The following is a 21,747-nucleotide window of genomic DNA, read 5'->3' as shown; positions in this document are numbered from 1 at the left end:
ATGTTTAACGAAGTGTATGATGTTATAGTTGTTGGAGCAGGTCATGCTGGAAGTGAAGCTGCTGCCGCTGCTGCAAATATGGGTAGCAAGACATTGCTTATTACCATGAATCTTCAAAACATTGCACAAATGTCTTGTAATCCTGCTATGGGAGGTATTGCTAAAGGACAAATTGTACGAGAAATAGATGCACTTGGTGGCTATAGTGGTATCGTGTCTGATACCTCTGCTATTCAATTTAAAATGCTTAATAAATCTAAAGGACCTGCTATGTGGAGTCCGAGGGTACAAAGTGACCGTATGCGTTTTGCTGAAGATTGGAGATTGCTTTTAGAAAATACTCCTAATCTAGATTTTTATCAGGAAATGGTTTCTGGTTTAATCATAGAAAAAGGGAAAGTAACAGGTGTAAAAACATCGTTAGGAATAGAGATAAAATCCAAATCTGTGGTCTTAACAAATGGTACTTTTTTAAATGGATTAATTCATATAGGAGATAAGAATTTTGGTGGTGGTAGAGCAGGGGAAAAAGCTGCAACTGGAATTACAGAACAGTTAGTAAGTTTAGGTTTTGATTCTGGAAGAATGAAAACAGGAACACCTCCAAGAGTGGACGGAAGAAGTTTAGATTATACTAAAATGGTTGAACAACCTGGTGATGATAATCCAGAAAAATTCTCTTATTTAGATATTACAAAACCATTAGAAAAACAACGTTCTTGTTACATGACTTACACCAGTCTTGAAGTACATGATTTACTTCGTGAAGGGTTTGATAGGTCACCTATGTTTAACGGTAGAATTAAAAGTTTAGGGCCTCGTTATTGTCCTTCTATTGAAGATAAGATTAACCGGTTTGCAGACAAAGACAGGCACCAATTATTCATAGAACCGGAAGGGTGGAATACTTGCGAAGTTTATGTAAATGGCTTCTCAACATCCTTACCAGAAGATGTCCAATTTAAAGCATTACGATCTGTAGTTGGTTTTGAAAATGTGAAGTTTTTTAGACCAGGTTATGCAATTGAATATGATTATTTTCCACCAACACAATTAAAACATACTTTAGAAACAAAGCTTGTTGATGGATTATATTTTGCAGGTCAAATTAACGGAACCACCGGTTACGAGGAAGCAGCTTCTCAAGGATTAATGGCTGGTATAAATGCCAGTTTAAAGGTTGAAGAAAAAGAAGCTTTTACGCTTAAAAGAGACGAAGCTTATATAGGTGTTTTAATAGATGACCTCATTACAAAAGGCACAGAAGAGCCTTATAGAATGTTTACATCTAGAGCAGAATATAGAACCTTATTGCGTCAGGATAATGCAGATTTAAGGTTAACACCAAAAGGTTTTAAACTTGGTTTAGCTAGTGAAAAACGTTTAAAAAGAATGGAACAAAAACATAACGATGCAGAAAAATTTGTAGCGTTCTTTTCTAAAACCAGTGTTAAACCAGAGGAAGCAAATCCAGTATTAGAAGCTAAAGGTTCTTCCTTAGTTAAGCAATCTGATAAGATGTTTAAAATCTTTTCTAGGCCAAATATTACGATTGATGATGTTAGAAAATTTAAAGCTGTAGAACAATATATTCAAGATAATAATCTAGATAATGAAGTTATAGAACAGACAGAAATTCAAGTTAAGTATTCTGGATATATTGCTAAAGAAAAAAATAACGCGGACAAATTAAGTAGGTTAGAGTATGTAAAAATTCCAGAGAATTTTGATTATTCTCAAATCAAATCTATGAGTTTTGAAGCTAGAGAAAAGCTTAAAAAAATACAACCTACAACCGTATCTCAAGCATCAAGAATTAGTGGTGTTTCTCCTAATGATATTTCTGTATTATTAGTTTATATGGGTAGGTAATTTTAAAGTGTTCCACGTGGAACATTAATTTAAATTTAAATTTTTTATCATTCTGAACGTGGTTCAGAATTCATACTAAATGAAAAAAAATAGCATCTACTTAACAGTAAAAGATCATTCCGTTTCTGGAGAAACTTTTCAATTAATTCAAAATACTGAGTATGGTTTTCTTGAAACAACACCACAACCTTCTTCCGAAAAATTACCAGATTATTATAAAAGCGAAGATTATATTTCGCATACAGATACACAAAGAAATCTGTTTGAAAAAGTCTATCATTTAATAAGAAGAATTTCTTTAAAAAAGAAACTAAAATTAATCAATGCATTTACATCTAAAGAAAAAAAACTGCTAGATATTGGATGCGGAACAGGTGACTTTTTACAAACAACTAAACAAGATAATTGGAATATTTTTGGAATTGAACCAAATGATCAAGCTCGAAAAATTGCTAATAAAAAAACAAATAATTCCGTTTTTAAAATTGAAGAGCTTTTAAAATTTGAATCAGAAAGTTTCGATATTATAACACTTTGGCATGTATTAGAACATTTACCAAATTTAGAAGAACATGTTGCAATCTTTAAAAAATTATTAAAACCAAATGGTACTTTAATAATTGCTGTACCTAATTATAAAAGTTACGATGCAGCATATTATAAAACATTTTGGGCAGCTTACGATGTACCTAGACATTTATGGCATTTTAATAAAATATCTGTTTCAAAATTATTTGCTAAAGTTTCAATGAAAATAATAAAAACGAAACCTATGCCTTTTGATGCTTTTTATGTTAGTCTTCTATCTGAAAAATATAAGAATGGAAAAATGAATCCAATTAAAGGTTTTTGGATAGGATTGCTTTCAAATCTAAAAGCAATTAAAACAAAAGAAGCATCTTCTTTAATTTATATCATTAAAAATGACTAAAATTCATTTTTATAAATGCCTTTTACAGTTTATTATATTAAACATACAAACACAAGCAAAAGAAATTAAAGTCTCTTAAATCGCTTTAAATGGATTCATTTTTAATAGATATTAATTATTTACGCGTATAAATACTATAAAAATTCATTATAGTTTAAATTCAAAATAATTCCGTTACATTTTTAGCTTTACTTTATTACTTTTGTTCGGTATTTAAAAACAACAAAATGAAAAATATAGTTTATCTTTTATTAGCAACATTTATTTTTACTTCTTGTCAAAAAGAAAAAAAAATAGGATTTATAGACAACGGAATTGTTATAAATGATTATCAAGAGAAAAAAGATTTAGAAACAAAATTTAAAGGAAAAGATGAAGCTCTTAAAAAGAGAACAGATAGTATTGGTCAAGCTTTTCAATTAGAAGTTCAGCAAACACAAATTACAGCTCAAAAATCTTCTCAAAAAAAGGCACAAGAATTAATGGGTGGCTTGCAACAAAAACAACAAGTATTGCAACAACAAATACAATTTGAGCAACAACAGTTAAATCAAAATTTTCAAACCGAAATAGATTCTGTAATAATTAAAGTTAAAGACTTTGTTAAAGACTACGGAAAGAAAAATGGTTATACTTATATCTTAGGAACCAGCGATGGTGCTGCAAGTGTATTATACGGTACAGAAGAAAACGATTTAACACAAACTATTTTAGATGCTTTAAACGAAGCATATAAAAAGTAAATCATTTATATAACAACTTTATTAAATCCTGGCTACAGCCGGGATTTTTGTTTTTAAATAAGTTCCTATTAAGATCTTTACTATTAAATAAACATATAAGTTTTTTCTTACTTTTTATATAATACAAAATATTTAAAGAAAAACGGATTAGTTAAACTATAAATATCTAAAATCCTCTATATTAAATTTGTTTACTGTAATACTTTCAAAATAACATAGAAGAACCTAATAGATACAATTTATCTTAACATGAATCATGTTTAAGAGTTCTAATACGTCACTTTAAATAAATCTCTGGAAGAATTTAGCGCTCGACTTACTTTGGGCTTCCTTCATCACAGATCGCTCTATGAAACTATCAAGAAGCTTTTTAACGAAAGTTTACGTTAACTAAATTTCTTTAGAAATACTATATCTATTTAAATTATCAAATAGATAGTATGGTTAAACTATTTGAAAATATAAAATCAAAGAAACTAAAACGTATTTTTTATAGTTATCCACATTATATATTATAATACTATTTTCTTTTAAAAATTTAAAAAAATAAATGATGGTTATTATAGTCTGTTAATATCTGGTATAACTTTTTTAAGTTTTATTTTGATTACAATTAATTTACTTTCTATTAATAGTTAATTAACAATAGAAATTATTTTAATAGGTTCATTTTTAATGAATTTGAATTTTATATACACACTTGTTAACAATAGAAATTAACAGCTTTTTCTAATAACTATTTTACTTTTTTGTGTTTACATCTTCCTTTTTTAGTCTGATAACATTGCCAAAAAAAATGATTTAAATTTTTGGAAAAGTCATACAGGTTTTTGATTGAAAAAATAAATGAATAATCAATATTTTTCTTTTAGAAAGTAATGAACACTTATTAACAAGTAATGAATAATAAAGTAAAAACTATCTTAATAATAATAAATTTTATAAGAGAATATTTGTTTGTATTTAAGTTTATTAGTTAGTATAAATTAAGTATGAGCCCTAATAGCATAGAGCTCTTATATGTAACTAAGTACATTAATGATTTTTTAATATATAGTTAGTACCTTTATACCATATAAAATAAGATAATAACATCATGACAATTTCTATAGGAAACGACCACGCAGGAACGGATTATAAATTTGCAATTCAACAATATTTAGAAGACAAAGGGTACACTGTTAATAACTATGGAACCGATGCAAATGATAGTGTAGATTATCCAGATTTTGTGCATCCGGTAGCACAAGATGTTGAAAATAAAAAAGTAGATTTTGGTATTTTAATATGCGGTAGTGCGAATGGTGTAGCTATGACTGCAAATAAATATCAACAAGTACGTGCTGGATTGTGTTGGACTAAAGAAATTGTAGAACTAATCAGGCAGCACAATAATGCGAATATTTTATGTATTCCAGCTCGTTATACAGCTATACCACAAGCTTTACAAATGGTTGAAACTTTTTTAAATACAGAATTTGAAGGCGGTAGACATCAAAACAGAATAGATAAGATTCCGCTATCTTGTTAAATGAGTCATTCACATACCCATAATCACTCACATACGCATAACGACCTTAAAGGACGAAATCTTTTTATATCCATTTTATTAAATATTATAATTACTGCAGCGCAAGTTATAGGTGGTGTTGTTTCCGGTAGTTTGGCATTGTTAAGTGATGCATTACATAACTTTAGTGATGTTCTTTCTTTAATTGTAAGTTATGTGGCTAATAAATTATCGAAAAAGAAAGCATCCATTAATAGAACATTTGGTTATAAACGTGCAGAAATTTTAGCAGCATTTATAAATGCATCAACTCTAATAATTGTAGCAGTTTTATTAATTGTTGAAGCTATTAAAAGGTTTCAAAACCCACAAGAAATAGAATCTAATTTAGTCATTTGGTTATCCCTTATAGGTATTATAGCAAATGGTTTAAGTGTCCTTTTATTAAAAAAAGATTCTAAGTCTAATATGAATATGAAAAGTGCATATCTGCATTTATTAACAGATATGATGGCTAGTATTGCAGTATTGATAGGAGGTCTGTTAATGAAATATTACCAGGTATATTGGGTAGATAGTGTACTAACATTTGCTATAGCCGTTTATTTAATTTGGATGGGATTCGATTTATTAAAAACTTCTACAAAAGTTTTAATGTTATTTACGCCAGACGATATTCCTATAAAACAAATAGTTGCCGAAATAAATGCTTTTGAAAGTATTAAGAATGTTCATCATGTACATGTTTGGCAATTAAACGAAGAAGAAATTCATTTAGAAGCTCATATCGATTTTAAAGAAGACATTACCTTATCTCAGTTCGATATTATTTTACATAAGATAGAAGATTTGGTATTTAATAAATACGACATCAATCACGTAAATATTCAGCCAGAATTTGGTAAAGATGATGTTAAAGATGTGATAGTACAAGATTAAAACATGCTTAAAATACAAGTAAAAACATTTGAAGAATTAACAAAACAAGACTTGTATAGTTTATTACAATTACGAAGTGAAGTGTTTGTAGTAGAGCAGAACTGTGTATATCAGGATATAGACGGAAAAGATCAAAAAGCATTGCATGTTTTAGGTTTTAAAGAAGGTAAATTAATAGGCTATACACGAATTTTTAAACCGGGTGATTATTTTAAAGAATCTAGTATAGGCAGGGTTGTAGTTGCTAAACACGGACGTGCATATAAATATGGTTATGACATTATGAAAGTGTCAATTAAAGCTATCAAAGAAAATTATAATACATCATTAATAAAAATATCTGCACAGGTTTATCTAAAAAAATTCTATACTAATTTAGGTTTTACGGCTACAGGAGAAACCTATCTAGAAGATGATATTCCACATATTGCTATGATTAAAGAATAATAAAAATTAACGCTTTAAAGCAAAATGACCTCTAATAATTTCTCCAGAGTTTAGAGTAATAACATACCAATAATCATCAGTATTCATAAGTTTTCCATTAAATGTGCCGTTCCAACCTTGGGAATTTTGAGGTAACGATTTTAAAAGCTTTCCATATTTATTAAAAATATGTATCACTTTTATGGAATTATTACTGTCAAAAACTTGCCATAAATCGTGGCGACCGTCATTGTTTGGCGTGAAGTATTTTGGGATATAGTAATCATCATCAATAATTAATACGCTAAAACTAGATTCATTACTATCGCAAGCAGTTTCATTATAAATATAAATGATTCGTGAGCTCGTAATAGCATCTCCTGAATTAAATGGTATACCATTACCTCCAGACAGGCTAAAATACTCCCCATTTGTTAAATTAGGTAAAGTATAAGATGTACTAGTTATAACATCATTAAGAGTATCTACATTAACAAAATTATTGCAATCGTTTTGAGATACTACATAATTTGAAAAAGAAACAGGTTGCCAAATGGAGTGATCTCCAGAAGGGTTATCAACAACAATACAATTCAAATCTAAATTAGAACTAAAATCTACTAAAGTCATATTACCGTTATTACCATTTCTAATATTTAATCGGCATAAATCATTGAAACTGCAATCTAGTTGTGTGATGATAGAATTACTGGAAATATCTAATTCGGTTAATAGATTGAAACTACAATTTAAATTGGCAAGTTGAGCATTTAGCGAAACATCTAAACTCGTAAGTTGATTATTTTCACAAGTCAAAAAAGCTACATTTAGATTATTAGAAATATCAAGATTTGTTAGTAGATTATTACCACATTGAAACCTACTTAATGTACTATTTTGAGACACGTTAAGGGATGATATTTGATTGTTTTCACATACCAATACATTTAAATTGGGGTTTTGAGTAACATTCAAACTTGTAAGCATATTATTTCCGCAAACCAAAGAAATAAGGTTTGGGTTTTGAGTAACATCTAAATTTGTTATCTGGTTAGAATCACACCATAAAATTTGTAAGTTCGAATTTTGAGTAACATCTAAAGCTGTTAGTAAATTATTGTCACAATAGAGTTCCCTTAAAGCACTAAAATCTTCTATTCCGCTTAAATTTTGAATATTATACCCTCGAACATCAAGAGATAATTCCGAATTAATATCTGTTGTTAAAACGCTACTATTAATAGTGCCATCAGTATCAATTCCTAAGTCAATAAGTGCTTGTTCAAAATTAGGATCTGGAATAGTTGTTTGAGAAAAACCAATACAGTTAAGTAAAAAGAATACTAAACTATATAGATATTTTCTATTTACCCACATAGGTTATTAAAATTTCAACACGTCTATCAAATTTTGGATCGCCTCCAAGTGGAAATTTTCGACGCATCCCTAAATGACGCATCCGTTTTTTATTAACTCCTTTTTTAACAAAAAAATCATAAACATATTTTGCCCGGGCTTCAGATAAGTTTCGTTTTTTAGTCTTTCTATCTACAGCATCTCTACTATTTTGCGTACAACATACATGACCTTGTATCGTAAAATAAATATCCTTGCGCTCAACAAGGGCTTTGGCTATTGCGTCTAGTATTTTTTTAGAGCTTGGTGTTACAGTACTGTAACCGGTTTTAAATAAAATATTTTTAAAAATAATTTTATCGCCAACTTTTACATTGCCCTTTATTATTTCTGGGGTATCTTTTTTCTTTACAACTTTTTTAATAGGTTTTACCTCGACAGGTTTCGGTGGTTTGGGTTTTACTATAATTTCTACTTTTCGGTTTAAACCTCTTATTTTTAGTATATTTTTTTCTTCGACAATTTTCAATAATATTTCGCCTTTACCGTCAACATTTGTAATTAAGTCATCACTTATTTCATTACTTGAAAAAATGGTTTTTATAGCATTTGCTCGTTGTTGAGAAAGCTTCAAGTTATAGGTGTCGGCTCCTATGTCGTCACAAAATCCGAATATAGATATGCTTTCAATATCGACATCTGTTAAGGTTGAAATAAAAAGAAGTAGGCGATTTTCTTCTGTTGGAGGAAGGTTATATTTATCCGTGTCAAAATATACCTCATGTGTTAATTCTTTTTGAGAAAACGCAAGTACACTATTTAGTGTTAAAAATATAAATACCAATAATTTATGCATAGTAGGGTAATAGAACAGGTATAAATATACTATTTTTTAATTTTTTTGATGTAGAAATAAACAAATCTTAATTCAAATAATCTTGATATATAGAAGCATCAGCAAGTATTTTGGCTGCTTTTTTAATTTTAGGATCATTTACTATGTAATATTCGTATAAGCCTTCTCTGTAAACATATCTTTTTACTATATCTTCAGTTAATAATTCTAATAAATAATCTTTGTTCTCATCTATAACACTGGTTTTAGAAACCTCTAAATTAGTTATTAGAGTATTAAAGTCTTTTTCAATATTATCATTTAATTCTTCATTAGTTGCTGCTTCCAAAGCTTTATAAAGTGCTTTTTCAGTATCCGTTTTAAAAGAAAAATTATTAGTTTTTAAATAGTTTTTAAAATTGGAAAAGTCTGTATCGGTAAGCTTTAAATTTTTAATATTATCTAGTTTGTGCTTATAATAATAATCGGTTGCATAGTTAAAAATTAAATCGCTTTGTGTAATGGCGTTTGTAATGGCAGAATTTTTAGAAGCGCTAAAAACGACATCTGGAAATACACCGCCTCCGTCAAAAACTTTACGTCCGTTTTTGGTTTTGAACTCATTGTAGTTTTCTTGTTTTACACGAACTGCTTCTCCTTTTTCATTTCTGTTCCAATAATCTAAAGATTGAATACATCTACCAGAAGGTGTATAATATCTTGAGATGGTTATTTTAACCTGAGTCCCATAGGTAAGTTGTTTGGGGCGTTGTACCAAACCTTTACCAAAACTTCTGGACCCAACAATAACAGCACGATCTAAATCCTGTAACGAACCCGATACAATTTCACTTGCCGAAGCACTCTTTCCATCAATTATAACTACCAATGGAATGTCTGTATCTATAGGTTCTTTTTGTGTATAATATGTTTTATTATACTTTTTAACTTTAGATTTTGTGGTAACAACCAATTGCCCTTTTGGAACAAAAAGATTCACAATTTTAATAGCTTCGTTAAGTAGTCCACCCGGATTTCCTCTTAAATCCAGAATAATCTGCTCGGCACCCTGAGCCTTTAAATCGCGTAAAGCATAATTGGTTTCGGCATGAGCTTTATTATTAAACCTACTTAAAACAATATATCCGGTTTTGTCGTTAACCATCGAAAAATGAGGTACAGCCTTAATTTCTACCTCAGCTCTTTTTATTGTAGTCGTATGCATTTTACCTTGGCGTTTATAAGTCACTTCTACAGGTGTGTCTGATGCGCCTTTTAATAAACTACCAGAATCTTCTTTATAAGTTTCGATTAAAATATCGCCAACTTTAATAATTTCGTCTCCGGCCTTTAATCCTGCTTTATCGGCAGGATAATCTTTATAAGGTTCTACAATAACCAATTTATCCTTAAATGTTTTTACTCTAGCACCTATGCCTGTATAATCACCAGTATTATTAATTCTGGCAGCCTCAACATCCTGCTCGTTCATAAAATTGGTGTACGGGTCTAAATCTGCCAGCATACTTTTTATCGCAGTATCCATTAAATCACCAGGATTAGTCTCATCAACATAATTCATGTTGAGCTCTTTAAAAAGCGTTGTAAATATTTCTATTTGCTTCGCAATTTCGAAAAAATCGTTTTTAAAAGCTGTTCCTGAAAAAAAGATGGTACATGCCAATATGGGAATTAAGACTTTCTTTTTTAGTAAGTATTTCATAGTGGGTGTATGTTATTATTGAGAAACTTTGTTGGAAAATTTTTCAAACAAAAGTTTCATTCTCGATTCTACTTGGGTCATGGTTGGTTTGTCTTTGCCAATGTACAAAATCATAAACGCATATTGTGTTGTAATGTTGTTAAAATACACGGCTTTATTTAACCTGTAAACCTCTCTTAATAATCGTTTTATACGGTTTCTATCAACAGCAGTTTTAAAATTTCGCTTACTTACAGAAACCCCTGTCTTTGCAACTACGTCATCATCAAAAGAAGTTGGCATATAAACTAAACGCAACGGAAAAGCAGAAACAGATTGTCCTTCGCTAAACAATTGTTCGATAAGCTTTTTGCTTTTAAGCTTTTCTTTTTTAGGATATGATACAGACATAAATTGATATAAGAATACAAAAGTAGCAATAACAATTAACTCCTCGATTAAGTAATGCATTGGTATGATAAAAATCATATTTAAATTGGGTGAATCGCAGTAATTTGACGCTTTAAAAGAAACACTAAAAGAGTATTAAAAATGGGCGATTTAAATGTAACAAAACTCAAGACTAAAAAAGACAGAGCTAATTATATCTATCATATATTAAATGACATCAAGGCACTTGATATAATGATTGAAAAAGGCATGATTGAAGAGGATGTTTTTAGAATAGGTGCAGAACAGGAATTTTGTTTAGTAAACAATCAATTTTTACCAGAAAGTAAATCTTTAGAGCTTTTAAAAGATATAGATGATAAACATTTTACAACCGAAATAAGCAATTATAACCTAGAGATAAATTTAGACGCTTTAAAACTGGGAAACACATGTTTTTCACAATTGCACAAACAATTAGAGACGCTATTAAAAAAAGCAAAAAAAGCAGCATCTAAAAAAGGCATTAAAATAGTATTAACGGGCATATTACCATCGCTTTCTATTAACAACGCAAACGAGCAGAATATGACTAATGTAGAGCGCTATTCGGTATTAAACGATGCTATAAAAGGTATAAGAAGGCAAAATTTCGATATACATATTAAAGGTGCAGACGAATTAAATTTGTTACATGATTCTGTTATGCTAGAAGGCTGCAATACAAGTTTTCAAATGCATTTACAATTAAACCCGAAAACTTTTGTAGATAGTTATAATTGGGCCCAAGCCATTTCCGGACCTATTTTAAGTGCCTGTACGAATTCGCCATTATTATTTGGTAAAGAACTTTGGAGCGAAACCCGAATTGCCTTGTTTACGCAAAGTGTCGATACCAGAGCGAATTCCTATTTATTAAACGAAAAACAGTCTAGAGTTAGTTTTGGTAATAAATGGCAAACCGGATCTATAACAGATATTTTTAAAGATAATATTTCCAGATTTAGAAGCTTTATCACTACCAATTTTATTAAGGATAGTGTCGATATGTTAAACAATAATCAGGTTCCAAACTTAAAAGCTTTGGGTTTACACAACGGCACTGTATATCCCTGGAATCGGGTTTGCTATGGAAAAACAGATGGTAAACCAAACTTAAGAATTGAAAACAGGTATATCCCATCGGGCCCAACACTCACTGATGAAATTGCAAACATGGCATTTTGGGTGGGTGTGATGTTAGGAAAACCAAAAAAATATAACAACATACATACACAATGGGATTTTAAAGATGTAAAATCAAATTTTTTCAATGCTGCCCGATACGGCATGGCAACACGCTTTTATTGGAACGGCGCATACATTTCTAGCTATAAATTAATATTAAACGAACTCTTACCAATGGCATATAAAGGTCTTTATAGTGTTGGTGTATCGCCTCAAGATGCAGAGAGTTATTTAAAAGTAATTAAAAATAGAGTACAAGCCAGCAGTGGTTCTGAGTGGCTTGTTAGAAACTACAGGCAGTTGTTAAAAAATCATAAACGCTATGAAGCCATGCAAATATTAACTTCTAAAATGTATGAAAAACAAGAAAAAGGATACCCTGTTTCTACCTGGAGAATGTTAGACGAAGTTTATGAGTTTCCTTTTATAAAAGAACAAATTGTAAAGCATATTATGAGTTCTGATATTTTTTCTGTCGATAAAAAAGACAGTGTCGAATTGGTTTTAAATATCATGAAATGGAAAAATATTCACCATATGCCGGTTATAAATAGTGATAGAGAGTTAATTGGTTTAATAAGTTGGGAAGACGTTAAATTGTATTTAGAAAACACCAATCAACAAAACGATTCGGTTAATAAAATAATGAAAACAGATGTGATTACTACAGAAGAGTACACCCCAGTTGAAGTCGCAAAAAAACTAATGGATCATCATAATATAGGTAGCCTTCCGGTAGTAAAACAAAACAAATTGATAGGCTTAGTTACAAGAAATGATTTTAATACATGTACGATAACGGAATAACCGTAAATAGAATACTTGGTGTGATTGAAGGATCTAAACCAGGGCCAACGATGGTGTTTTTTGGTGGTATTCATGGTAATGAAACATCAGGTATTTTTGCCATAAAAGATGTTTTAGAAGCTGTTGATCCGTTTCAAGTTAAAGGAACCATTTATGGTATTTCGGGAAACTTAAAAGCACTTCAGTTAAACCAAAGATATATTGATGAAGATTTAAATAGACTTTGGACTAAAGAACGTATTGAAGCCATTAAAAAAAAGAAGGTTTTAAATGACGATGAGGTAGAATTATTTGAGTTATTAAGTATTTTAAACCAAATTTTAGAAACAGAAAAACCACCATTTTACTTTATAGATTTACACTCTACATCTAGTAAAACACTCCCTTTTATTACCATTAATGATGCGTTGATAAATAGAAAATTTTCCAAGCAATTTCCTGTTCCTATTGTGTTGGGTATAGAAGAGTATTTAAATGGCCCATTGTTAAGTTATATAAACGAGTTAGGTTATGTGTCTTTAGGTTTTGAATCCGGTCAGCATGACGATTTAAGTTCTATTAACAATAACACGGCGTTTATTTATTTAGCTTTAGTGTTTGCAGGTGTTTTAAAAAAAGATGATGTCGCCAGTTTTTTAAACCATTATAAACAACTACAAACACAAGCTGCTCATATTGTTGATGTTTTTGAAGTTATTTATCTTCACAAGATACAACCCGACGAAATATTTACTATGATAAATGGTTTTAAAAGCTTTCAAGCCATAAATAAAGGTACTCCAATAGCAATAAGTAATAATAAAGAATTAAAAGCAAAGTATTATGGGCGCATTTTTATGCCTTTATATCAAGTTAAAGGTGCCGAAGGTTTTTTTATTATAAGACATATAAAACCGTTTTTTTTAAAACTGTCGGTCTTTTTAAGGCGTATTCGATTTGATGGCTTATTGATCCTTTTACCAGGTATTTCCTGGTTAAATAAAACCGAAGGTATTTTACAAGTTAATTTAAAAGCTGCTAAGTTTTTTGCTAAATCGTTTTTTCATTTGTTGGGTTACAGAAACAAACATATTACAGGTACTCATTTAAGGCTCAACAATCGTGAACGTGTAGCTAAAACAGAGATGTACAAAACAGAAAGATGGTTTAGAAGTAATGTGTAAAAAAGCGCAAGCTTTAATGACTTGCGCTAAAATAACTGTTTTTTTATGTTGTGTTGATATCTTTAGTCTAACTAAAATTAAACCCTATTAGCTTTAATAGGGCACCCAATAGCTTTTGTTAAACTTGGATTAGGTTTTTCTCCTTTTTCCAATGCTTCTATAGCATTTTCAAGATATTTAATTTTTACATTTTCGGAAGATCTTGCATTATCATCAATAGTACCGATGTATTGAACTTTACGCTCTTTATCTAATAAAAATACATGAGGAGTTCTAACGGCTCCATATTTTGGATATATTTTTTGACCTTCGTCAACTAAATAAACAAATGGAAACCCTTTTTCTTTAGCTCTTTTTTGCATTGCTTCATAACCTTCTTTTTCATTTTCAGGATTATTAGGGTTAATAGCAATTACAGAATACCCTTTAGTAGCATACTTGTTATGTAGTTCGATTAAACGGTCTTCATACATTTTTGCAAAAGGACATTCGTTACAAGTAAACGTTACAATGTATCCTTTTGCATTGTCGATACTTGCTAACGAAACCATTGAGCCATCTACATTTTTAAGATTAAAATCGGTAGCAACCTCTCCGATTTTATAGCCTCCAATTTCTTCTAATGTCTTTGTTTGTTCTGGACCATGACCACCAGGAGGTCCTTTTCTCTCTCCGTTATGTGGTGGACCTTTGCGGTCTCCAGGAGGAGGCCCTTTTCTTTCTGGTTTATCATTTTCTGCAGAAACATCTGTGTTCTCTTTTGTTTTATTATTACAGGAAACAATGACACTTGATACTAGGCCAACTAAGGCAATACATAAAATTAATTTTTTCATAAATAGATTATTTTAAAGGTTTAAGGTTTTAGTTATTGTATTTTCTAAGTCTTCTAAACTAGAGAAAGTATGTTCGAAAAAGCCTCGTTTTTTATTATTAAAAATGATAGTGAAAGGGATAGCTCCAGACCAATTAGGGTCTATTTTATCTATCCAAGTATTAGAATCAGGATCATCTAATAAAATGACTTTAGACGTAATATTTTTTTCCTTTAAAAAAGGCTTAAGCTTTGTTTCAATATCTTCTGGAAAATCAAGACTTATGAGTATTATTTCTGCATCTGGATTTTTGTTAGCATATTGCTGAATATATGGTAACTCTTTAACACAAGGTGCACACCACATGGCCCAGAAATTAATAATGTATGTCTTATTGGTTTTAGTGTAAAGGAGAGGTTCTAATGTATTAAAATTGTAAATCGGAATATCATTACTAATTTTAGAAACATTTTTTGTTAGGACATCTGTTTTTTCATTTTTACAACTTACACAAAAAGAAATTATTAAAATAAGACATAAAAAAAGCTTTTTTTGTCGCTTATAAAATATAGCTGTAAGCAAAATTAAAGTTGTTTAAATTTGTTAGACTGATTAGCTTATTGAAAGTTTAATGGAAAAGAATTTTTTGATGTTTTTTCTTGGGGTTTTCAATGTTATAAAATTTGGGATTGAGTGTAATGTTCATATATCAGTAAATCTAAATCCCGCTTTTTAGTGGGATTAGTTTAATTTACAATCTTCTCAAAATGGAGCTACATTAATAAGATTTACTTCGTATTATTCTTTTTATCTATATCCGCCATCATTTCTTTTGGGTCTATTTGAACACTTTTAACAGCTTTACCTACTTCAAAAGTGTAAGTTGGATATGCCCAAGCCCAATCTGCTTTTAAAGTTGCTGACGTTGGTTTTTCACCACGCATCATTTGTAATGGGATATAGAAATTTTCGGTAGTATCATCTGTATAAGTTACCGTTAGGTCTATAGGCATTGGCATCTGCCCTATTCGCTCTAAAGTGATGGTTTTTTCTTCTATATTTTTTACACTATAATCAATAGTATTGGTGGTTTGTGCAAAATCCGTTACATACCAATCTAATTCTAAACCAGATACTTTTTCGGCAGAACGAATAATACTATTAGGCGTTGGGTGTTTAAAAGCAAAATCGTTAAAATATTTTTTTATGGTTTTCTTTAAGTTGTCTTCACCAATAATATAACCTAATTGTGCTAAAAACACAGCGCCTTTATTGTATGCAGAAATACCATAAGCTTGATTAAAATGATAACGATCTGCGTGTGTAGTAAGCGGTTGTTCTTTTCCAGATTTAGCTAAGTAAATATAACTTCTATAAGTACTAGAAACAGGGTTTTCTCTATTACGATTCATAATGTCGTTTTCGGCTAAATTACTAATATAGGTGGTGAAACCTTCGTCCATCCATTCGTGCTTTGCTTCATTAGTGGCTAATAAAAACTGAAACCATGTATGTGCCATTTCGTGTGCTGTAACACCAAATAAACTACCAAAACTTCTATTTCCGGTTATTAAGGTACACATGGCATATTCCATACCACCATCGCCACCTTGTATTACAGAATACTGTTTATAAGGATATGTGCCAATATGCTTGCTAAAATATTGCATAAGTTCTACTGTTTTTGGTTGCAGTTTTTTCCAGCTTTCCTTTTTATCAGCGTCTAAGGTGCTTTTATAGTAAAAGTGTAATAATGGGCCATTAGGAACCTGTGCGGTATCGTGAATATAATCTGGATCTGCCGCCCAGGTAAAATCGTGTACTTTTGGTGCTGTATAATGCCATGTTATTTTTCCATTATTGGCTACGGCATCAGGGTTTTTCAGATATCCTGTACCGCCAACAACGTAATTTTCATCAATGGTTAATTTTACATCAAAATCTCCCCAAACACCATGAAATTCGCGTCCAATATAAGGGTCGGCGTGCCAGCCTTCAAAATCGTATTCTGCCAGTTTAGGATACCATTGCGTCATGGATAATGCAACCCCTTCCCTATTGTTTCTTCCTGTACGACGGATTTGAAGAGGAACCTGAGCATCAAAAACCATATTAAACGTGACACTTTCTCCAGGTTGTATAGGTTTTGCCAAATCGACTTCTAAAACGGTACCAACTGTTTCATGTTTTAAAACAGTACCATTTTGTTTTAATGAGTGTACTTTTATATAACCTATTTCGTTGGGTTTTAATTTGCTAATTCTATCGCCAACTCTTGGGTCTGGATCTGCGATGGTAAGAGAACGAACATCCATTTCACTTCCCGGTTGAAAAGCATTAAAATATAAGTGGTAATACACCCGGTTTAAAACATCGGGTGAGTTATTGGTATATACTAAAGTTTGATTCCCTTTATATTGATAGGTGTTTACATCCATATCAATATCCATTTTATAATCTACATGTTGTTGCCAATAAGTAGTTTTTGATACCGATTGTGTTGTCGGTGTTTGAGGGGTCGTTGCAACAGGTGCTTTTTGTGTAGCTATATTTTTAGAACTGTTACAGGAGATAAGGACAGTTAGGCCTAACACGGAAATAAGGAGTCGTTTCATAGTATAGATAGAATATATAAGTTAAAAAAATAAAAAAAGAGGCAATACATAATCGCCCCCCTTTTTTTACCATATAAATTTAATAATTTATTTTGACATTTTTGCTGCCATAATTAAAGCATTATAAGCATTAACCATTTTTGACGATTTTGTTAAATCGGCAAACGGTCTTACATCATCAGTATTACCACCCACAACGACTTTGGTTTTTACAGCTAAACCAGAATCCATAAGTATTTGTTTAACTTGAGCAGCGCTTAATTTTGGATAGTAAGAACGAATTAAAGCAGCAACACCTGCCACAGCAGGAGCCGCCATAGAAGTTCCTCCTTTTGTTTTATATTCGTTTTCTGGCGTTGTAGAATACACTTTAGCACCAGGTGCAAAAACATCTACGTTCTGTTTTCCGTAATTAGAAAAACCAGCTATTAATCCAGAACCATATTTTGGAGCTAAAGCCCCTACTCTTATATAAGTATCGGAAACCTCTTGACCGTTTATATTATCATCTGGAAAATTAGGTTCGGTATCTACATCTTTACTGTCGTTTCCGGCAGCATGTACAAAAAGCACATCTTTTTTTCCTGCATAAGCAATGGCATCACGTACCCAATCACTGTGTGGTGAGTAACTTTTACCAAAACTACCGTTTATAATTTTCGCACCATTATCTACAGCATATCTAATAGCTAAAGCGATGTCTTTATCGTACTCGTCACCATTCGGTACAGCTCTTAAGCTCATAATGGCCACATTATTGGCTACACCATTGGCTCCTTTACCATTATTACGTTCTGCAGCAATAATACCTGCCACGTGTGTACCATGACTTTCACTTTTCTTAATTGGTTTTACATTACCATTACCGTAAGATGTTGTAGATAAATTGTCTGGATCATCACCATTAACACGTCCTTCAAACGTTTTATTTAGGTTATAATTTAGCCTTTCATTAATGCTTTCTAAACCGTTAGAGATTTCTTCTTTAGCCTCAGCCAAAGAGTCCATGCCGTTACTAAACATGTATTTAGCAACCTGTACAGCTTGTTTAAGTGCGGTATCTTCTGTTTTAATAGCGTTAACCTCTTCTTTGGTATAATCTTCCTTTCCTAAGTGTTTTGTTAGAGCCTCATCGGCAGATTTTATTTGTTGAAAGATCTGTTCGTAGTTTCCTTTGTAGCCTGAGTATTTTTGATATTCTTTGTCATATTCGGCTAGAGCTCTGTTATAATCGGGGTGGTTAGTGTCTCCTTTAGCTAAAATTCTAACAAACTCTAATTGTTCATTATAGCCGTCACCTAAAAAATTCCATCCGTGTATATCGTCTATATAACCATTGTTATCATCATCTTTTCCATTGTTTGGTTTCTCTTTTGTATTAGTCCATAACACATCATTTAAATCTTCATGATCAATATCGATTCCAGAATCTATAACAGCTACAATAACTTTTTTGCCTTTTCTTTTCTTGATAATTTCAGCATAGGCTTTATCAACACTCATACCGGGAATGGTATCTTTTACCAAATCCAAATGCCCCCAATTGTGTTTTTCTGCTTCAGTTAATTCTGAAACTTTTAAAGGCGTATTATCAATATTTTCTACAGGTGTTGATAGTATTTCTGCTGTGCTACCACATCCGGAAATTAGTATAGCCGCAAAAGCAGAAGCCGTCATTGTTTTAATTGTTCTCATTCTCTAGTTTTTAAATTTTAGTCTTAAATTTTTATTAATTAAATATCTCTTGAGTTGTATATATATTTTTTAACCTCACGCCTTTCCCTGTGTTTTGTACAGTAATTATTTCATTATGGGGATCGTGTTCTAAAAACAAGTAGTAATTATTTTCGGCAGCGATATTAAGAAATTTTTCTTTTTCGTTAAGTGTTAACAAGGGTCTGGTATCGTAACCCATAATATAAGGAAGGGGTAAATGCCCAACAGTAGGTAATAAATCTGCCATAAAGGCAATGGTTTTATCTTTATACTTAATAAGGGGAACCATTTGCTTATCGGTATGTCCATTAGCAAAAAAGATATCGAAACCAAGCTCTGAGTTACGAAGCAAATCATCTTTTGGAAGCGATGTAAACTTTAGCTGCCCACTTTCCTCTATAGGAATAATGTTTTCTTTTAAGAAAGAGGCTTTTTCACGTCTGTTAGGTTCGGTAGCCCATAACCAATGGTCTTTATTACTCCAAAAGTGTGCATTTTTAAAAGCAGGTTCGTAACCCGTTTTATTTTTATTCCATTGAATGCTACCTCCGCAGTGGTCAAAATGCAAATGTGTTAAAAAAACATCGGTAATATCATCGCGATGAAACCCATGTGCTTTAAGTGAGCTATCTATATTATAATTTCCCCAAAGGTGATAGTAACTAAAAAACTTTTCAGATTGCTTGTTACCCATGCCATTGTCTATTAATATAAGCCTGTTGCCATCTTCAATAAGCAAACAACGCGTTGTAAGCTCAATCATATTATTAGCATCTGCAGGGTTTGTTTTTTGCCACAAAGACTTAGGTACCACACCAAACATAGCGCCCCCGTCAAGTTTAAGATTTCCTGCATTTATGGGAAATAAGTTCATAAGGCGTAAAATTAAACAAATCGCAATGAAAACCGATATTTGTTATGAATTTATTAAGAAAAATTTCTAAAAAATAACTTAAGGGAGAAAAAGTTTTTGGCCTTTTACTTTAAGTAAAAATGCCATGAGAAGCATAAGTAATTGAGTATATTTGGATGTATATAATAGATATATGGTTAATTATTAACTATATATCTTTGTTGTACACCATTTAAGAAACAAAAATCACAAATGAAAAAGATACTTTCAATCTTCATATTTATCTCGTCATTTCATGTAAATTCTCAAAATAAGCAAACAATAGATTGGATAACTAATAACTCTATAGAAATTGAAGATGCGAGTCCTGATTCTAAACTAACTATTTTTGAACAAAACATTCCCGATAAATTTGATAATGCTAAAATTTATGGTTTTGGAGAAGCTTCTCATGATACAAAAGAATTTTTCGATATCAAGACCAAATTTTTCAAACATTTAGTCAAAACCCAAGGCGTCAAAACGTTTATTATGGAAGCATCTTATCAAGCTGAGTCTGGAATAAACGAATGGATAAGTGGCGGAAAAGGAGATATCAATACTATCAGTAAAAATTTTAGTTTTAGGTTTTTGTATTATAAAGAAATAACAAATCTTTTACTATGGATAAGGCACTATAATATAGAAAAACCTGAAGAAGAGCAGATTAGATTTTACGGCATGGATATTCAAATTGGAAAAAAAATTAATCAAGAAATTCGTGGTTTTGTAAAGAAATACAATCTTCCTATAAGCAAAGAACTTCTAATCATTGCTGATAGTTGCTCAAACAAAAAGATAAATTATGGCAAACCTGATAATTGGGCAAAAACTCAAGTTCCAAAACTAAAAAAACTAGAACAAGCTATTCTTAACTCAAAAACAAATAAAAAGATTTATCAGAAAGATTTAAAGTCCGCTATAAGAAGTCTAAATTACTTAATAAAGTATACACAATATGTATCAAACACAGTAGGATTCAAAGAATCGAGTGAATTTAGAGATTTAAAAATGTTTGAGAATGTTAAATGGATTTTAGAGAATGAATCTAAAAATGGAAAAGCTTTTATATGGGCTCACAATGAACATATAAACAAAAAAGAAATGAATTACTCGGGAAGTGAAATAATCAATTTAGGTTGTTTATTGAAAGATTACTACAAAGAAGATTATTATAGTGTTGGATTTGACTTTGGAACAGGAAACATTAAAGGCTATTTAATAGATAAAAAACAAGGTAATCATTGGAAAACATATCACATAGAAAAACCGTTTAAAAAAACATATGCTAATACATTAATGAACGTTGGTAAAGACATCTATTTTGTAGATTTAGATAATGCTATCAAAAATGAACCGTCAAAATTCTTTAGTAAAAAATCTAAACATTTATTGATAGGAGGTGGTGGGTATCAACCTAAACAATTACACAGAATTATGGTTAGCAAAATATATGCAGAAATATATGATGGATTAATTTTTGTTAAAAAAATATCATCTCCTAATTATTTAAACAAATAAAAAAACGTTGTACAACAACGTGTCCTATGTAATTGCTTGTTCTCACCTACTTTGGAAAACCCTCGTGGATTTTTAGTTTGGTGCGTACTTACATAATTAAATGCTAACCCACGTAACTGCCCATAGCTGAAACCGTTAGCGGTAAGTTTGACTCGTCCTGAATAAAGGCTACATAATTTAACACAATTATGTACAAAAATGACAAAGTAATTAGACGTTACAGCGAACCTTTCAAATTAAAAATTTTAGACGAACTTAGCATTGGAAAACATACAAAGAGTGAACTT

18 protein-coding genes are annotated in these 21,747 nt (G+C 30.9%); 9 read left to right on the top strand and 9 right to left on the bottom strand.

Going from position 1 to position 21,747, the window contains the following annotated elements; translation table 11 throughout:
• The 6 genes from mnmG (at position 1) to Q4Q35_RS04880 (ending at position 6,442) form a co-directional block, all read left to right on the top strand.
• Positions 1–1,872, top strand: coding sequence for a tRNA uridine-5-carboxymethylaminomethyl(34) synthesis enzyme MnmG (gene mnmG / locus Q4Q35_RS04905; protein WP_303276826.1), 1,872 nt, complete (start codon positions 1–3; stop codon positions 1,870–1,872).
• A 79-nt stretch (positions 1,873–1,951) separates the two neighbouring features.
• Positions 1,952–2,803: a class I SAM-dependent methyltransferase gene (locus Q4Q35_RS04900; RefSeq protein ID WP_303276825.1), complete on the top strand. Its 852-nt coding sequence runs from the start codon at positions 1,952–1,954 to the stop codon at positions 2,801–2,803.
• 227 nt (positions 2,804–3,030) lie between these two features.
• Positions 3,031–3,546: an OmpH/Skp family outer membrane protein gene (locus tag Q4Q35_RS04895; RefSeq protein WP_303276824.1), complete on the top strand. Its 516-nt coding sequence runs from the start codon at positions 3,031–3,033 to the stop codon at positions 3,544–3,546.
• Positions 3,547–4,642: 1,096 nt separating this feature from the next.
• Complete coding sequence (gene rpiB / locus Q4Q35_RS04890) at positions 4,643–5,077, top strand: ribose 5-phosphate isomerase B (RefSeq protein WP_303276823.1); 435 nt, start codon at positions 4,643–4,645, stop codon at positions 5,075–5,077.
• On the top strand, positions 5,078–5,995 hold the full coding sequence (locus Q4Q35_RS04885) for a cation diffusion facilitator family transporter (protein ID WP_303276822.1): 918 nt from the start codon (positions 5,078–5,080) through the stop codon (positions 5,993–5,995). It abuts the gene before it with no gap.
• Between the two features lie 3 nt (positions 5,996–5,998).
• Positions 5,999–6,442 (top strand): GNAT family N-acetyltransferase, encoded by a 444-nt coding sequence (locus Q4Q35_RS04880; RefSeq protein ID WP_303276821.1) that lies wholly within the window; start codon positions 5,999–6,001, stop codon positions 6,440–6,442.
• Between the two features lie 6 nt (positions 6,443–6,448).
• On the opposite strand, the gene Q4Q35_RS04875 is transcribed toward Q4Q35_RS04880, so the two are convergent.
• The 4 genes from Q4Q35_RS04875 to rnpA form a co-directional block, all read right to left on the bottom strand.
• Positions 6,449–7,798, bottom strand: a complete 1,350-nt coding sequence (locus Q4Q35_RS04875; protein ID WP_303276820.1) for a T9SS type B sorting domain-containing protein — start codon at positions 7,796–7,798, stop codon at positions 6,449–6,451.
• Positions 7,785–8,633: an OmpA family protein gene (locus tag Q4Q35_RS04870; RefSeq protein ID WP_303276819.1), complete on the bottom strand. Its 849-nt coding sequence runs from the start codon at positions 8,631–8,633 to the stop codon at positions 7,785–7,787. Before Q4Q35_RS04870 ends, Q4Q35_RS04875 begins: the two co-directional genes overlap by 14 nt.
• 67 nt (positions 8,634–8,700) lie before the next feature.
• Entirely contained in the window at positions 8,701–10,335 is a 1,635-nt protein-coding gene (locus Q4Q35_RS04865; protein WP_303276818.1) for a S41 family peptidase, read from the bottom strand.
• A 15-nt stretch (positions 10,336–10,350) separates the two neighbouring features.
• Positions 10,351–10,725 (bottom strand): ribonuclease P protein component, encoded by a 375-nt coding sequence (gene rnpA / locus Q4Q35_RS04860; RefSeq protein ID WP_303276881.1) that lies wholly within the window; start codon positions 10,723–10,725, stop codon positions 10,351–10,353.
• Positions 10,726–10,866: 141 nt separating this feature from the next.
• Between rnpA and Q4Q35_RS04855 the strand changes: the two genes are divergently transcribed.
• Both Q4Q35_RS04855 and Q4Q35_RS04850 read left to right on the top strand, forming a co-directional pair.
• Entirely contained in the window at positions 10,867–12,738 is a 1,872-nt protein-coding gene (locus tag Q4Q35_RS04855; RefSeq protein ID WP_303276817.1) for a glutamate-cysteine ligase family protein, read from the top strand.
• Complete coding sequence (locus Q4Q35_RS04850; RefSeq protein WP_303276816.1) at positions 12,720–13,901, top strand: succinylglutamate desuccinylase/aspartoacylase family protein; 1,182 nt, start codon at positions 12,720–12,722, stop codon at positions 13,899–13,901. The genes Q4Q35_RS04855 and Q4Q35_RS04850 overlap by 19 nt, the downstream gene beginning before the upstream one ends.
• A gap of 77 nt (positions 13,902–13,978) precedes the next feature.
• Here Q4Q35_RS04850 and Q4Q35_RS04845 read toward each other — a convergent pair whose 3' ends face one another.
• The 5 genes from Q4Q35_RS04845 to Q4Q35_RS04825 form a co-directional block, all read right to left on the bottom strand.
• Entirely contained in the window at positions 13,979–14,737 is a 759-nt protein-coding gene (locus tag Q4Q35_RS04845) for a thioredoxin family protein (RefSeq protein ID WP_303276815.1), read from the bottom strand.
• Positions 14,738–14,749: 12 nt separating this feature from the next.
• Positions 14,750–15,298, bottom strand: a complete 549-nt coding sequence (locus Q4Q35_RS04840) for a TlpA family protein disulfide reductase (RefSeq protein ID WP_303276814.1) — start codon at positions 15,296–15,298, stop codon at positions 14,750–14,752.
• 206 nt (positions 15,299–15,504) lie between these two features.
• Positions 15,505–17,331, bottom strand: a complete 1,827-nt coding sequence (locus Q4Q35_RS04835; protein WP_303276813.1) for a M1 family metallopeptidase — start codon at positions 17,329–17,331, stop codon at positions 15,505–15,507.
• Positions 17,332–17,418: 87 nt separating this feature from the next.
• On the bottom strand, positions 17,419–19,026 hold the full coding sequence (locus Q4Q35_RS04830) for a S8 family peptidase (RefSeq protein ID WP_303276812.1): 1,608 nt from the start codon (positions 19,024–19,026) through the stop codon (positions 17,419–17,421).
• 34 nt (positions 19,027–19,060) lie between these two features.
• Complete coding sequence (locus Q4Q35_RS04825; protein WP_303276811.1) at positions 19,061–19,921, bottom strand: MBL fold metallo-hydrolase; 861 nt, start codon at positions 19,919–19,921, stop codon at positions 19,061–19,063.
• Between the two features lie 231 nt (positions 19,922–20,152).
• On the opposite strand from Q4Q35_RS04825, the gene Q4Q35_RS04820 reads away from it, so the two are divergent.
• Positions 20,153–21,460, top strand: a complete 1,308-nt coding sequence (locus Q4Q35_RS04820; RefSeq protein WP_303276810.1) for an erythromycin esterase family protein — start codon at positions 20,153–20,155, stop codon at positions 21,458–21,460.
• The last annotated feature ends 287 nt before the right edge of the window (positions 21,461–21,747 follow it).

The organism is Flavivirga aquimarina (genome assembly GCF_030540835.1).
Taxonomy (GTDB): domain Bacteria; phylum Bacteroidota; class Bacteroidia; order Flavobacteriales; family Flavobacteriaceae; genus Flavivirga; species Flavivirga aquimarina.
Note: the sequence above shows the minus strand (reverse complement) of the source record. Positions and strands in the feature narration are given on the sequence as shown.